Origin of the sequence: Bradyrhizobium zhanjiangense, from assembly GCF_004114935.1 — a bacterium.
GTDB lineage: Bacteria > Pseudomonadota > Alphaproteobacteria > Rhizobiales > Xanthobacteraceae > Bradyrhizobium > Bradyrhizobium zhanjiangense.
The window spans coordinates 8088584-8102456 of record NZ_CP022221.1 but is presented as its reverse complement, the minus strand read 5'-3'; the positions used below and the strand labels follow the sequence as shown (position 1 = coordinate 8102456).

The 13873-nt window shown below is 64.8% G+C and carries 10 protein-coding genes; 2 read left to right on the top strand and 8 right to left on the bottom strand.

Going from position 1 to position 13873, the window contains the following annotated elements; all coding sequences use genetic code 11:
• Positions 1–60 precede the first annotated feature (60 nt).
• Both XH85_RS38725 and XH85_RS38720 read right to left on the bottom strand, forming a co-directional pair.
• On the bottom strand, positions 61–3219 hold the full coding sequence (locus tag XH85_RS38725; protein WP_128936133.1) for an efflux RND transporter permease subunit: 3159 nt from the start codon (positions 3217–3219) through the stop codon (positions 61–63).
• A gap of 11 nt (positions 3220–3230) precedes the next feature.
• Positions 3231–4424 carry an efflux RND transporter periplasmic adaptor subunit gene (locus XH85_RS38720; RefSeq protein ID WP_128936132.1) on the bottom strand — a complete coding sequence of 398 codons (1194 nt, stop codon included), beginning with the start codon at positions 4422–4424 and terminating at the stop codon, positions 3231–3233.
• Positions 4425–4659: 235 nt separating this feature from the next.
• Here XH85_RS38720 and XH85_RS38715 point away from each other — a divergent pair, with 235 nt between their 5' ends.
• Positions 4660–5451, top strand: a complete 792-nt coding sequence (locus XH85_RS38715; protein WP_128936131.1) for an ABC transporter substrate-binding protein — start codon at positions 4660–4662, stop codon at positions 5449–5451.
• A gap of 29 nt (positions 5452–5480) precedes the next feature.
• Here XH85_RS38715 and XH85_RS38710 read toward each other — a convergent pair whose 3' ends face one another.
• From XH85_RS38710 to XH85_RS38690, 5 genes are all read right to left on the bottom strand, one after another.
• Positions 5481–6551, bottom strand: a complete 1071-nt coding sequence (locus tag XH85_RS38710; protein ID WP_128936130.1) for a hypothetical protein — start codon at positions 6549–6551, stop codon at positions 5481–5483.
• A 103-nt stretch (positions 6552–6654) separates the two neighbouring features.
• Positions 6655–7980 carry an MFS transporter gene (locus tag XH85_RS38705; RefSeq protein WP_128936129.1) on the bottom strand — a complete coding sequence of 442 codons (1326 nt, stop codon included), beginning with the start codon at positions 7978–7980 and terminating at the stop codon, positions 6655–6657.
• A gap of 100 nt (positions 7981–8080) precedes the next feature.
• The gene (locus XH85_RS38700) at positions 8081–8929 is read right to left on the bottom strand and encodes a fumarylacetoacetate hydrolase family protein (RefSeq protein ID WP_128936128.1); all 849 of its coding nucleotides are present in this window, start codon (positions 8927–8929) and stop codon (positions 8081–8083) included.
• A complete protein-coding gene (locus tag XH85_RS38695) occupies positions 8926–10533 on the bottom strand; it encodes a bifunctional 3-(3-hydroxy-phenyl)propionate/3-hydroxycinnamic acid hydroxylase (RefSeq protein ID WP_420837860.1) in 1608 nt (535 codons plus the stop codon). Before XH85_RS38695 ends, XH85_RS38700 begins: the two co-directional genes overlap by 4 nt.
• On the bottom strand, positions 10530–11432 hold the full coding sequence (locus XH85_RS38690) for a VOC family protein (RefSeq protein ID WP_128936127.1): 903 nt from the start codon (positions 11430–11432) through the stop codon (positions 10530–10532). Before XH85_RS38690 ends, XH85_RS38695 begins: the two co-directional genes overlap by 4 nt.
• Before the next feature lie 176 nt (positions 11433–11608).
• Here XH85_RS38690 and XH85_RS38685 point away from each other — a divergent pair, with 176 nt between their 5' ends.
• A complete protein-coding gene (locus tag XH85_RS38685; protein WP_128936126.1) occupies positions 11609–12334 on the top strand; it encodes a GntR family transcriptional regulator in 726 nt (241 codons plus the stop codon).
• Here the strand turns inward: XH85_RS38685 and XH85_RS38680 are convergent.
• On the bottom strand, positions 12319–13809 hold the full coding sequence (locus XH85_RS38680) for a flavin-containing monooxygenase (RefSeq protein ID WP_128936125.1): 1491 nt from the start codon (positions 13807–13809) through the stop codon (positions 12319–12321). The genes XH85_RS38685 and XH85_RS38680 overlap by 16 nt on opposite strands.
• Positions 13810–13873: the final 64 nt, after the last annotated feature.

Genomic DNA, 13873 nt, shown 5'->3' with positions numbered 1-13873 from the left:
TCTCCCGCAAGCGGGAGCGGTTACACCGAGAACGCCGCGCCGCTGATCCTACCGACACTCTCAGGTCTTCACCTCCGCGACCACCTTCGCCTTCGGCGCTTTCTTCGACGCGCGCCAATTCTCGAAGCGCTGCACCACCACGAAGAAGGCCGGCACGAACAGCACTGCGAGGCAGGTCGAGGCCAGCATGCCCGAAAACACGGTGATGCCGATCGACTTTCGCGCGCTGGCGCCGGCGCCGGTGGCGAGCACCAGGGGCACCACGCCGAGGATGAAGGCGAACGAAGTCATCAGGATCGGACGGAAGCGGGCGCGCGCCGCCTCGATCGCGGAATCCAGGAGCGGCTTGCCCTCGCGGCCGTGCAGCTCGAGCCCGACCTCGACGATCAGGATCGCGTTCTTGGCCGACAGCGCGATGAGCAGGATCAAGCCGATCTGGCAATAGAGGTTGTTGTCGATCTTGAGGCCGCTGAGGATCAGCATCGGCCCGAGCAGCGACAGCGGCACCGCGAGGATCACCGAGATCGGCGCGTACCAGCTCTCATACTGGCCGGCGAGCACGAGATAGACCAGCAGCATGGCGAGGCCGAACACCCAGTAGATCTGGTTGGAGACCGCCTTCTCCTGATAGGACATCGCGGTCCATTCATAGCCGGTGCCCGGCGGCAGCGTCTTGTCCGCGATCTCTTCCATCAGCTTCAGCGACTGGCCGGAGGAATAACCCTGCGCCGGCAGGCCGATGACGGTCGACGATGGATAGAGGTTGTAGAGGCTGATCAGCGACGGGCCGGTGGCCGGCGTGATCTTGGCGACGGTGCCGATCGGGATCATGTCGCCGTTCGAGTTGCGCACCTGCATGTTGGCGATGTCGCGCTCGGTGACGCGGAAGGCCGGATCAGCCTGGGTGTAGACCTGGAACACGCGGCCGAACTTGTTGAACTGGTTGACGTAGGATGAGCCCAGGTAGGTCGATAGCGCCGAGAACACCTGATCGGTGGTGACGTGCAGCGTCTGGGTCTTGACGCGATCGATCTCGACGTTGAATTGCGGCACTGACGAGCGGAACGAGGATTGCACGCGCTGCAGCGCGCTCTGGCTCTGGCCGTTACTGACCATCGCCCCGGTGATGGCCTGCAGCTTGGCGAAATCGCTGTTGCCGTCGCGCAGCTCGACCTGCATCGAAAATCCCGCGGCGTTGCCGATGCCCTGGATCGGCGGCGGCGGTAGCACGATGGTGCGCGCCTCCATGATGGTCGCGAGTTTGTCGTTGAGCCCGTACACCAGCGAGCGCAGATCCTCGCCGGGCCCTTTGCGGGCTTCCCAGTCCTTCAGGATGATGTAGGCGACGCCTGCATTGGCAAGGCTGGCGCTGTTGTCGAGCGCGGAGATGCCGGCGATGGTGATGACCTGCTGGACGCCTGGAGTGTCCTTGATCAGCTCGCTCGCTCTGTCGAGCACCGTCTGGGTTCGCTCCAGCGCGGCGCCGTCGGGCAGCTGCACGGCAGCGATCAGATAGCCCTGGTCCTCGATCGGCAGGAAACCGGTCGGTACCCGCGACAGGCCGTAGCCGCCGATCCCGATCAGGACCAGCGCCACCGCGACCGAGACGGTGGCGTGCCGGACCAGGAAGCCGATCAGGCGGGTGTAACCGCGCTCGAGCCGGTTATAGACGGCGTTGAAGCCGCGGTAGAAGAAATTGCGCTGCTCCGGCGGCACCGCCGGCCGCAGCCAGAGCGCACACTGCGTCGGTTTCAAGGTCGCCGCGTTGATGGCGGAGAGAAGCGCAGTCGCGGCGATCACCAGCGCGAATTGCGAATAGATGCGCCCGGTCAGTCCTGCGAGGAACGAGGCCGGCAGAAACACCGAGATCAGCACCAGGGTGATGCCGACGATCGGCGCGAACAGCTGGTCCATCGCCCTGATCGCGGCGTCGTGGCCGTTCATGCCCTGCTCGATGTTGTGGGCTGCGCCTTCGACCACCACGATGGCGTCGTCGACCACGATGCCGATCGCCAGCACGATCGCGAACAGCGTCGACATGTTGATGGTGAAGCCAAGCGCCGCCATCGCGGCGAAGGCGCCGATGATGGTCACCGGCACGGTGGTTGCCGGCACCAGCATGGCGCGCCAATCCTGCAAGAAAACAAGGATCACGACCAGCACCAACAGGCCGGCCTCGATCAGCGTCATGTAGACCTCGTGCACCGAGGCCTCCACGAACTTGGTGGTGTCGAACGGCGTGTCGTATTTGATGCCTTCGGGGAAGTGCTTGGCGAGTTCCGCCATCTTCTTCTCGACCGCCTGCTCGACCTGGAGCGCATTGGCGCCGGGCGACTGGAATACGCCGATGCCGGTCGCGGGCTGCTTGTTGAGCGAGAAGATCTGGCTATAGGTCTGCGCGCCGAGCTCGACCCAGCCGACGTCGCGCACCCGCGTGACGTCGCCGCTGGTGCCCGATTTGACGATGATGTTCTCGAACTGGCTGGTGTCGTCGAGCCGTCCGTTGACGTTGAGCGTGTACTGAAACGACTGGCCCGGCGGCGTCGGTGGCGCACCGACCTGGCCGGCGGAGACCTGCTGGCTCTGCTGCTGGATCGCGTTGATGACGTCCTGCGGCACCAGGCCACGGACTTGCAGCTTGTTGGGATCGAGCCAGACCCGCATCGAATACTGGCCGGCGCCGAACACCGTGACGTTGCCGACGCCGGGCAGGCGCGAGAGCTCGTCGCGGATGTTGATGGTGGCGTAGTTGCTCAGATACAGGCTGTCGTACTTCGCGTCGGGCGAGGTCAGCGTCACGAACAAGAGGATCGAGGTTGACCGCTTCTGCACGGTGACGCCCTGGTTCTGCACCGCCTGCGGTAATTGCGCCAGCGCGCTGGAGACGCGGTTCTGCACCAGCACCTGCGCGAAGTTGAGGTCGGTTCCGATCTTGAAGGTCACGGTCAGCGTATAGGTGCCGTCGGAGCCGCTGTAGGACTGCATGTAGAGCATGTCCTCGACGCCGTTGACCTGCTGCTCGATCGGCAGCGCCACGGTGTCGATCACGGTCTTGGCGCTGGCGCCGGGATAGCGCGTGGTGACCTGCACGGTCGGCGGCACCACATCGGGATATTGCGCGATCGCGAGATTGAACAGCGCGACGCCGCCGATCAGGATCATCAGGAGCGCGATGACGTTCGAGAGGACCGGCCGCTCGATGAAGAATTTTGAAATCATGGCCGGCGCTCCTACTTGGCAGAGGCCTGCGGCTGCTCGATCTTCGTCACTTGCGGGTCGATCTTCTGGCCCGGGATCACCCGCAGCAATCCCGCAATCACCACGCGGTCGTCCGGCTTCAGACCGCTCTCGATCACGCGCAAGCCGTTGTCGACGGGGCCGATCTGCACCTTGCGCTGCTCGACGACGTTGTCGCTGTTGACCACCAGCAGATAGCGGCCGCCCTGGTCGCTGCCGAGCGCGGTGTCGGGGACGAGCAGGGCGCCCTTCTCCTGGTCGAAGGGCACGCGGACGCGGACGAAGTAGCCGGGCAGCAACACCCGCTTGTCGTTGGGCACGACGCCGCGCACCGCGAGCGTGCCCGTCGATGTATTGAGGGTCGGCGAGACGTAGTCGAGGTGGCCTTCATGCGGATAGCCGGTCTCGGTCTGGAGGCCCACTTGGATCGGCAACTGTTTGAGGTCGGCGACGGTCAGCCCGCGGCGGGCCGCTTCGGCGCGGATGCGCAGCACATCCTGCTCGTTGACCGTGAAGTTCACCCAGATCGGGTCCAGCGCGACGATCTGCGCGAGCTGGGTCGGAGAGGAGACGCCGACGAGCTCGCCGATCGAGACCAAGTGCGCGCTGACGATGCCGTCGAACGGCGCCGTCACCTTGGTATAGCTGTAATTGACCTCGGCGAGCCTGGTGTTGACCTGGGCCTGCTGCAGACTGGCCTGCGCGTTGTCGCGGGTGGATGTCGACGTGTCGAGGGTGGATTGCGAGACCGCCTGGCGCTGCACGAGCTCGACCTGGCGCTTGTAATCGGCTTCGGCCTGCTTGACGGTGGCCTGCGCGCCGACCTCCGCGGCCTTCGCCTGCTCGACCTTGAGCTTGTAGGTCTCCGGCTCGATGGTGAAGAGCTGGGTGCCCTGCTTGACGAAGCTGCCGTCCTGATAGTCGATCGATTGCAGAAAACCTTGCACGCGCGCGACGAGATCGACGCTCTTGATCGGCGCGGTGTTGCCGGTGGCCTCGACATAGCGCGTCACGGCGCGCTGCACCGGCTTTGCCACGTCCACCTTGGGCGGCGGCGGTGCCACGAAGGTGTTCTTGTCCTCGCAGCCGGCGAGCGCGATCACGGCGGTTGCCGTTGCCAAGGCCCGCCCGACATGTCTCCACGCTTCCTTACATCGTGCCGGAAATGCGGGATTCGCGCGCGTCATTCGGTGGCCCCCGGGTTGCTGTCTGTCGGTGCGGCAGGCTACCAACAAATGCCCGTCCGTGGAACACCATAGCCATGGCAGTCAGCGGCCTTGCACTGCAAACGGCGGCGTGGCCTTTGACAGGTTTGTCATGACAAATGGCTTTTCACTGAGCGCACGATCGACCAGAATTGTGTCAAAGGCCATGTGACCGACGTGATGCATTCAGAAGAAGAAAAGGTGAGGAGACCATGACATGCCCACGTCGCTCCAGTCGGCCCTTGCCAGCCTCGTTCTCGCAGCGGCGGTCGTCATGCTCGCGCTAGCTGATGGCCTGAAGGACGAGATCGCACCGACCGGCAAGCTGCGGGTTGCGATCGCGATCAGCCCGGCGGGCGGTGCGTTCTGGTCGACCAAGACCGAGGCCGGCTATGCCGGCGTTCCCGTCGATCTCGGCAAGGAGTTGGCGGCGCAACTCGGCGTGCCCGTCGAATATGTGGTGCACCAGAATTCCGGCCAGATCACCGATGCCGGGTCGAAAGGCACATGGGACGTCACCTGGCTTCCCAAGGATCCCGAGCGCGAGACCAAGATGATGTTCGGCCCGATCTACGAGGTCGCCGACGCCACCTATATCGTCAAACCCGGTTCGAACATCACCAATTTCGCCACGCTCGACCAGGCGGGCGTCAAGGTCGCGGCCGTCAACGCCACCACCACCATGCGCGGCGCCATCGCGCATCTGAAGAACGCGAAGGTCACGGGCTATCAGACCTATGACGAGATCTTCGGCCTGCTGAAGAGCGGCGAGATCGATGCCTTCGCGCTGTCGCGCGACCAGCTCAGCAAGATGGCGCAGAAGATTCCGGGGACAAAGGTGCTCAACGAGACCTTCAAGAAGACCGTGACCGCTGTCGCCGTCCCGCCCGGCCACAGCCAGGCATTGGCGTTGGTCACCAAATTCATGACGGAGGCCACGACGAACGGCACGCTGCGCAAGGCCTACGACAACAACGGGCTGAAGGATTCGCCGATCCGGACGGAGTAGCATGACCCACGTTGCGGCGCGCCGATCTGTCAGCGCCCCTTGATCTCCGCGTACTTCGCCATCGCGCGCTCGAATTTTCGGTTGAACAGCCACATCGCGGCAAGGATCTCGCGGAAGCTTGCCGAAGCTCGCGCCCGGTCAGCCTGCCCGAAAGCAAAGATGCTGTTATTGCGCAAGTGCTTCATGATCGTGGGGCTCGACACCCTGTAGTTCAGGAGATCGCCCGACTTGAGCGCGGATCTGGTCGGGGTGGGCACGATCTGGATCAGCTCGAATAGCTTCATCTGGTCGATCGGGTCGGGCAGCGTCTTCACGATTCCCGGGATCTCCCGGAACAGATCGGCATGCGCGTTCATCAGGCCGTCGCGCACGTTGGTCCAGTGGTTGAAGCGGTGGTCGGTGCCGCGGGCCCGCGCTTCCTCCTTGTCGTCGCGCGTGCTCAGCCCTGGATCGATCGCTGCGATCTCGCTCTTGATGGCTTCCCATTTCCTGCGGCCGTTGCGGTCCTCGGACGGGCCGGTCTGGAAGCTGCCCATATAGGTGTTCGAGCGTCCGTTGCGAACATTCTGCTTGCCGTTGGTTTCTGCAAAGAACAGCCCGAGGCTGATGCGCCCCGCAGCGTCCGCGTGGCCAGGTGCAAGTCCCTTGGCACGCGCGATCGCCGTGGCGAGATCGACGACGTCCTTGAACGGCGTCGGCGAGTTCTGCGCATTGGCGGGCGGCGCCTCCATGATGTCGAACAGTTTCGAATATTCGTCGATCAAAGGTTCGATGTCGGCGTCGAAATAGGCTGGAGGAATCTCGAACTTATTGGGCTTTCCGATTCTAGCGGGAATGGCGTCAGTGAGATCCTTGTAGGTGCTGATGACGGCGACGCGCGCCAGATACAGCGCCTGTCCCGGCAGGTTCGGCAGCGGCTGCTTCGCCTCGATCTGGCGCCGCCGCTCGGCCAGGACCGACTTGAAGTCGGCGAGCGCCCGCTCGTAGGCGGCGAGCGCCTCGGATTGTTTTGCCGTGAGCGTGCCCTGCTGTCCGACGGTGGGTGCCGTCAAGAGGGCGAGCGCCGTCAAGGCAGCGGCAACAAGATATCTCGGTCCCATGCGGTTCCCCGGCAGCTGTCGAATCGTCGCCACGGAACGTAAGCATCAGACGCGGAGGCTGGCGAGATGCAATCTCTCCCGAGCCGACGGCTGCCCTCTCCACCTATAGCGCGCGCTTCGAACTTTCCGGGGCGAGCAGGATGCCGATGAAGGCGCAGGCCGCGATCGCCTCGAAGTAGAGGATCACAGGGGTGAAGCTGCCGCTCGATCCCATCAGGGCGGTGCCGACCAGGGGCGCGATGCCGCCGCCCAGGATGATGCCGAGCTGCTTGCCGAGCGAGGAGCCGCTGACGCGAACCTCTGTCGGAAACTGCTCCGCCGTGAAGGCTGCTTCCGGCGCAAACATCATGGCGTGAATGATTCCGATCGAGACGACCAGGCCCATGACGAGCAGTGTCGGGTCCTTGGTCGCGACGAGCTGGAAGTAGATCGGGTACCACGCCGCCGCCAGCAGGATGCCGATCGCGATGAACGGACGGCGGCCGAAGCGGTCCGAATAGGCCGCGATCAGCGGCACCATGCACATTTCCAGGACGTTGGCGACCATGGTCCCGAAAGTGACGCTGGATTGCGCCATGCCGAGCGTCTTGACGGCGTAGCCGAGCACGAAGACCGTGCTCATGTACTGGAACGTGCTGTGCGCCATATTGGCGAGGCAGCCGAACAGCACCGATTTCTTCCACGACCGCGCCACGTCGAGCAGCGGTGCCTTCGGCCGCGCGGCTGAGGCCTGGACCGCCCTGAAAAGGGTCGACTCGTCGACCTGGAGGCGGATGTAGGTGCCGAGCACCACGAGGACGAGGCTGAGCACGAAGGGCACGCGCCAGACCCATTGCGCAAAATCCTGCGGGGTCGAGACGAAGCCGAGCAAGGCGATGAAGCCGGAGGCCAGGATCACGCCGATCGGACCGGACGCGTTGACAAAGGAAGCGAAGAAACCGCGTCTTGCCGACGGCGCATTCTCCAGCGTCAGCGACACCGCGTTCATGTATTCGCCGCCGAAGGCAAACCCCTGCACGAAGCGCAAGGCGACCAGCGCGATCGGCGCCAGGAGCCCGATCGAATCGTAGCTCGGCAGGCAGCCGATCAGGAAGCTCGCGAGACCCATCAGCACGAAGGTGATCGTCAGCATCGCCTTGCGGCCGAGCTGGTCGCCGTAATGGCCGAACACCATGCCGCCGAGCGGGCGGGCGATGAAGCCGACTGCAAACGTCGCATAGACCGCCAGCATGCTCGCCGTCGAATCCATCTTTGGAAAGAAGAAGCGGTCGAACACGATGGGAGCGGTGAAAGCGTAGATGAAGAAATCGTAGTGTTCGATTACCGATCCGAGCGAGGATGCGATCACGAGCTTACGGAACGCCGGCGTGATTGGCGCCGCCTCGGCGCGACTGGTCGCCCCGGTTATGACCTCGGCAGTGTTGCTCATACGTTTCCCCTCTCTGCTTTTGCTTATGTCGTCTCACATCGGGCGCGCCGGGCTGGCGGCGGAACGAGGCAGGCCTCGCCGCCGCCAGGGAATGGATCGCTCACCGCGCCTCGTCGACGACGGGATTGCGCAGGATTGCGAGCTTCTCGACCTCGACCTCGACGACGTCGCCGGGCTTCATCCAGAGCGGCGGGGTGCGCTTGGCGCCGACACCGCCGGGCGTGCCGCTGACGATGACGTCGCCGGGCTCGAGCCGGGTGAAGGTCGAGCAATATTCGATCTGGCACGGGATATCGAAGATCATGTGCTTGATCTGCGCTTCCTGCACGACCTGCCCGTTGAGACGTGTGATGAGCTTGAGCTCGCCAAGCTCGCCGAGCTCGTCCGGCGTCATCATCCACGGGCCGAACGCGCCGGTATCGGGAAAATTCTTGCCCGGCGTGAACTGGTGGGTGTGGCGCTGGAAATCGCGGATGCTGCCGTCGTTGTAGCAGGAGTAGCCGGCAACGTGACCCATCGCTTCGCTGCGGGAGATGTATCGTCCGCCCTTGCCGATGATGACCGCGAGCTCGCCCTCGAAGTCGAGATGGGTCGAGACGCGCGGCCGGATGATGGGCTTCAGATGCCCGGTCTGACTGTTGGAATAGCGCGAGAAGATGGTGGGGTGCTCGACCTCGGGGCGGCCGGTTTCCTTCCGGTGCGTCTCGTAGTTCAGGCCGACGCACAGGATCTTGTCCGGGTTCGGAACGACCGGCAGCCAGCTGAGCCCCGCAAGCGGCGTGGCGGCCGCCTTGGGCTTCGCGTCCGCGACGCCTGCGAGGGTACCTGCGATGGCAGCCCTGAGATCGGCATAGCGGGTGGCGAGCACGGCGCCGACATCGAGGAAATTGCTGCCCTCGACAAGGCCCCAGGTCGTCCGTCCGTCGATCGCAGCGGTCGCGAGTTTCATGCTGTCTTCTCCATTTTGAAATCCGGATCGGGATGGCCGTGCAGGCGTGAGCTGATCTCGCGCAAGAGACTGCCGAGCTCGGCCGCGTTGCGCGCCGCCCCGAACACGTAATGATCGGGCCGTACGATCGCGGCCACGACGCCGTGGCGGTCGAACCAGCCGGCCAGCACGCCGTCGGTCTCTTCCAGCACGCCGGATGCACCGGCGCCGGCAGGCGCGATTGCCGTCGCGATCAACTGCGGATGCGCGGCGCAGAGCGCCATGAGGGAGGGGGCCTCGCTGCGGCGGCCGTCGATGAGCACGCGCAAGCGGGGCCCGGTGATCTTGTCGAGCAGGCAAGGCGCGCCATCGTGCAGGACCTGAGGCTGCGGAAACAGGCTGCCGCGCGCGGCTCCATCCTGATCGGCCAGGAAGCCCGTACGGAGCGGCGGGATGATCTCCTGCCGCGTGATTTCGAGCGGCTTGCCGCCGCCTGCAATCAGGATCTGCGCATCGCGGCGTCGCGCGGCGGCCGGATCACGCTCGCAGATCGACTGGCCGATCGCCTTGATCTTTCCGGTCAGCTCGATCACGTGCTGCTTGCGCTCGGCCGTGTAGCTGTCGAGCAGGATGTCGGGCGAGGCGCCCCTCAGCACGGAATCGAGCTTCCAGACGAGATTGGTCGCATCGCGCAGGCCCTGGCACATGCCCTGGCCGATGAAGGGTGGCTGTTGATGCGCGGCATCGCCGGCGATGATGATGCGATCGTTGCGCCAATCAGCGGCCACCAGGGCGTGGAAACGATAGGATGCCGCGCGCCACAATTCGCCATCCTCTGGCGCGAGCCACGGTGCGAGCAGCTTCCATACATTTTCCGGCCGCGCCGTCTGCCTGGGGTCTTCGCCCGGCAGCAGCATGATCTCCCAGCGACGATGGTTGTTAGGGCCGATCAGGAAGCTGACGGGGCGCGCCGGATTGCAGAACTGCGCGGAGTTCTGCGGCAGCTTTGCGAGCGCGGCCTGATTGACCCGGACGTCGACCACGAGCCAGGGCTCATCGAAGATCAGGTCTTCGAGCACGATGCCGGCGATCTGTCGCACCGTGCTCGAGGCACCATCGCAGCCGAGGACGTAACGCGCCGTCACCGTCCGCGATTGTCCTGCCGCATCCTTCAACGTCGCCCCGACGCGGTCTGTCCGCTGCACGAGATCGACCAGCTCGACGCCGAGCTCGGCGCGGACACAGGAAAAGCTCAAGGCGTGGCGGCGCAGCTCGGCCTCGACCGGCGGCTGGCTGAACACCATGCTGGGCGTGTAGCCGAGCGGGTAGGGCTTTTCGACCATGTGGACGCGCCGGATCAATTGACCGTCGACGCCAAAATGCTCGGAGGCGGTGAAGGGCTCGACATGGGGCGCGATCGCATCGGCCAATCCCATATTGTCGAAGTGACGAAAGATCTCGTGGTCGAGCGCGATCGCACGTGGCTTGTCGTAGATGTCGGTGAGGCGATCGACGACGAGCGTGCGATGGCCGAGACGGCCGAGCAGTCCGGCCGCGACGGCGCCGGTCGGTCCGAAGCCGACGACGAGCACATCGTAATCCGCGGTGGCGGCGGACATCATCATGCGCGGCGATCCCTATCGAAGAGCACGGAGAGTTGCGCGGTCTTGCAGGCCTCGCTCTTGGGCGGCGCAATGCCCCATTGGTCGGTGCGTCCCGGCGGCCAGACCCATTCCGCGGGCCCCTTCGCGCGATAGCTGTCGTTGACCTGGAGGACTTCGGCGGTGTATTCGATGACGACCCCGTCCGGATCGATGAAATAGGCGAACACGTTGTCGCCGGGCCCGTGCCGGCCGACTCCCCAGCCGATCGGAAAGCCGTGATCAATCATGCGGCCGGAGCCGCGCATCACCGACTCCAGATCCGGCATCAAGAAGGCGACGTGGTTGAGACCGTTGCTTGGTGCTTCCGCGAGCACGACGGCGTGGTGATCGCTGTTGCAGCACAGGAATGCCATCAGCTTCGAGCGGTCGGTCAGGCGAAAGCCGAGCACCTGCTGGTAGAACGTCGAGAGCTTTTCGATGTCGGCGCTGTTGATGTTGACGTGGGCGAGCCGCTCGGGGCGGTCAGCCACGATGCGCGCCGTCTTGGTGCGATCGCCGTGGACGAACTCCATGCAGCAGCCCTGCGGCTCTCGGATCGCGAAGTGCGTGCCGCCCGATGGCGCGTGCGATGGCCCGGGCGGCGTGATGATCTCGCAATCCGCCTCGCGTGCGCGCGCGAACAGGCGGTCGAGATCGTCGCGCGAGCGGACGCGAAAAGTGACTTTGCAGAGCGCAGTCCGCTCGCCCTGCGAGAGCTCGAGAACGTGGAAATCCGCGCCCGTCGCGGCGAGATAGACCGTGCCCTCGGCTTCGGCCGCGACATCGAGGCCCCAGACCTTCGTATAGAAGTCGGCGGAGACGCCAAGGCGCGGCGTCGCAATCTCGACGCTGCGCAACGCGACCACCGGAAAATCGGACATCGGGCTTCCTCGTCAAGGCAGAGGGCCGCACCCGAATAGCCGCGGATCGCCCACCAAGCCGGTTGTTGTTGGCGAACGACTAATCTATATAAATCTATCCGTAAAGGCGAAATTTATAAATTATTTGGCGCTAGCCGCCTGATGTACAAAAAATCTCGACGAATCAGTGGGACGCCATGAGCTCAGACCTGTCGAGCCCGAAGACCGACGCGCCGGCGACGCTGGCGACGAGCATCTATGCCCGCCTCAAGGCCGACATCCTGACCACGCGCCTTGCGCCCGGACGCAAGCTCCAGTCGCGCTTTCTGATGGAGCACTACAATGTCGGGCAGACCCCGCTCCGCGAGGCGCTCAACCGTCTCACCACCGAGGAGTTCGTCGTCGGCATGGAGCAGCGCGGCTTCTACGTGAAGCCGGTCAGCAAGGACGAGCTCCGGGAATTGACCAAGACGCGCTGCTGGGTCGAAGGGCTGGCCTTGCGCGAATCCATGCAGAACGCGACGCAAGAATGGGAGGAGGCGCTTCTGGTGACGCATCACCGCCTCGACCGCACGCCGCGTTCGCTCGATCCGGAAAAGTTCGCGGACAATCCCGAGTGGGAAAAGGCGCACCGCGCGTTTCACGCGACGCTGATTGGCCTGTGCGGCTCGCGCCCGCTGCTCGGCTTCTGCGAGCAGCTTGCCGACCGGCTCTACCGCTATCGCATGATGTCGATCGCGAAGGCCTACCCGGTCCGGAAGATCGGGACCGAGCATGCACAGATCCTCCAGGCCGTGCTCGACCGGAAGACCGACGATGCCGTCGCGCTGCTGCAGCAGCACTATCAGCGCACGGCGGATGTGATCGATTCGGATCTCGAGACGGTGCTGCCGATGTCCGACACGCCTTACGCCGCGCGATAGTCCGGCGCCGTGGCCAAGAATTTGGCATAGGCATCCGCATCCGGCGGCGAGAAGCGCCCGGCGAGCCCGCCGCGCTTCTGGTTCTTCGCGCCGATATCGGCCATCAGCTCGTCGAAATGGCGGTAGTGATACGGCGCGACGCACAGGCCGCCATAGACGCCCGCGGCCGGCCGTTCGACGCGCTTGAAGTGCAGCATCATCTCGATGTTGTCGCGCATGGCTTGCGCCGTCGGTTGGTTGACGAGCTGGCCATCGGCATAGCGCACCAGCCAGTTCGCGGCGAGATCGGCGCAGAGCACGGTGCAGAACGATGAATTGAAGCCGACGAAGCCGAGCTCGGGCAGATCAGGGTTGGCGATCAGGCGATAGAGCCGGTACTGCCCATCGGCATCGACCAGCTTTTGCTGGTAGGCCGCGGGCAGGAACGGCACGCCGAGCTTGTAGCCGATCGCGAGCACCGCGATGTCGGCACCGATGCGCTCGCCGCCGCTCATCACGATGCTGTCGCCGTCATAATGATCGAACGTGCCGAACACGGCCTTGATGCGGCCGTCGGCGACCATGGGATAGAAGCCCGGCGTTGCGATCGGCACCGAGCAGTTGACGCCGTCCTCGATCCGCTCCTTCGGGACCATGTTGCACCGGTTGAGCTTGAGCTGCGCCTTCAACAGGCTCTCCAGCCCGCGCCAGTTCGCCCAAACCAGCGGCGCGGCGAGGCGGTGCGCGAGCCGGGCCATCGTGCTGATGCCCCAGCCCGGAAACATCTCCTCCTGCGCGCGGATGTAGAGGATGCGCTTGAAGTTCACGAGCCCGCCGATGAAATAGGGGATGCGCCAGACCGGCTCGCGCATCACGATGGTGACCTCGCGCGCGCCTGCCTTGACTGCGTTCACGGCGATATCGGTCGCGGATTTCGAGCCGCCGAGCACGACGACGCGGCGTCCCTTTGCCAGGGCGGCATCATTGTATTTCGACGAATGCAGGATCTGGCCGCCGTTTGCCACAAAGCCGTCCTCGCCCGGGCAATGCAGCTCGCGCGGTTCGTTGAATTGACCGGTGCAGACCGCGACGAAATCGAAGTCTTCCTGCGACGTCGCACCGTCCTTGCCGCGCAGCCCCAGCGCCCAGCCCGGTTTGTCGTCGGCGCGCCGCGCCATCCCGGCGATCTCGGTGTTGAGGCGCAGCATGCGGTCGAGGCCAAAACTCTTCGCGTAGTCGGCGAGATAGGCGTGGACCTGCGGCCCGGTCGGCCATTCCGGATAGGCGTCCGGCATGGCGCGGTCGGTGTAGCGGTAGAGCTCCTTCGGGCTCTGGGTCTGCACTTCGGGATAGGAGCGCGCCGGCTCCCAGACGCCGCCGAGATCGCCGCTGCGCTCGATGATGGTGACGCGGTGACCGCGGATGGAGAACGCTTTTGCGGCGGCAAGGCCGGAGACGCCGGCGCCGATCACGCAGACATGCTTCGGAGTGATCATGGGTTTGCTCGCAATCAGTGGTGTTTCGCGCGCAAGCGGCCACGTTCGGCCGCAAGGCGCGGCC

Bases quoted from the DNA above. Each gene is read 5' to 3' on its own strand.
- XH85_RS38710 (WP_128936130.1), bottom strand. From the start codon at position 6,551: ATGGGACCGAGATATCTTGTTGCCGCTGCCTTGACGGCGCTCGCCCTC.
- XH85_RS38720 (WP_128936132.1), bottom strand. From the start codon at position 4,424: ATGACGCGCGCGAATCCCGCATTTCCGGCACGATGTAAGGAAGCGTGG.
- XH85_RS38685 (WP_128936126.1), top strand. From the start codon at position 11,609: ATGAGCTCAGACCTGTCGAGCCCGAAGACCGACGCGCCGGCGACGCTG.
- XH85_RS38695 (WP_420837860.1), bottom strand. From the start codon at position 10,533: ATGATGATGTCCGCCGCCACCGCGGATTACGATGTGCTCGTCGTCGGC.
- XH85_RS38715 (WP_128936131.1), top strand. From the start codon at position 4,660: ATGCCCACGTCGCTCCAGTCGGCCCTTGCCAGCCTCGTTCTCGCAGCG.
- XH85_RS38680 (WP_128936125.1), bottom strand. From the start codon at position 13,809: ATGATCACTCCGAAGCATGTCTGCGTGATCGGCGCCGGCGTCTCCGGC.
- XH85_RS38705 (WP_128936129.1), bottom strand. From the start codon at position 7,980: ATGAGCAACACTGCCGAGGTCATAACCGGGGCGACCAGTCGCGCCGAG.
- XH85_RS38725 (WP_128936133.1), bottom strand. From the start codon at position 3,219: ATGATTTCAAAATTCTTCATCGAGCGGCCGGTCCTCTCGAACGTCATC.
- XH85_RS38690 (WP_128936127.1), bottom strand. From the start codon at position 11,432: ATGTCCGATTTTCCGGTGGTCGCGTTGCGCAGCGTCGAGATTGCGACG.
- XH85_RS38700 (WP_128936128.1), bottom strand. From the start codon at position 8,929: ATGAAACTCGCGACCGCTGCGATCGACGGACGGACGACCTGGGGCCTT.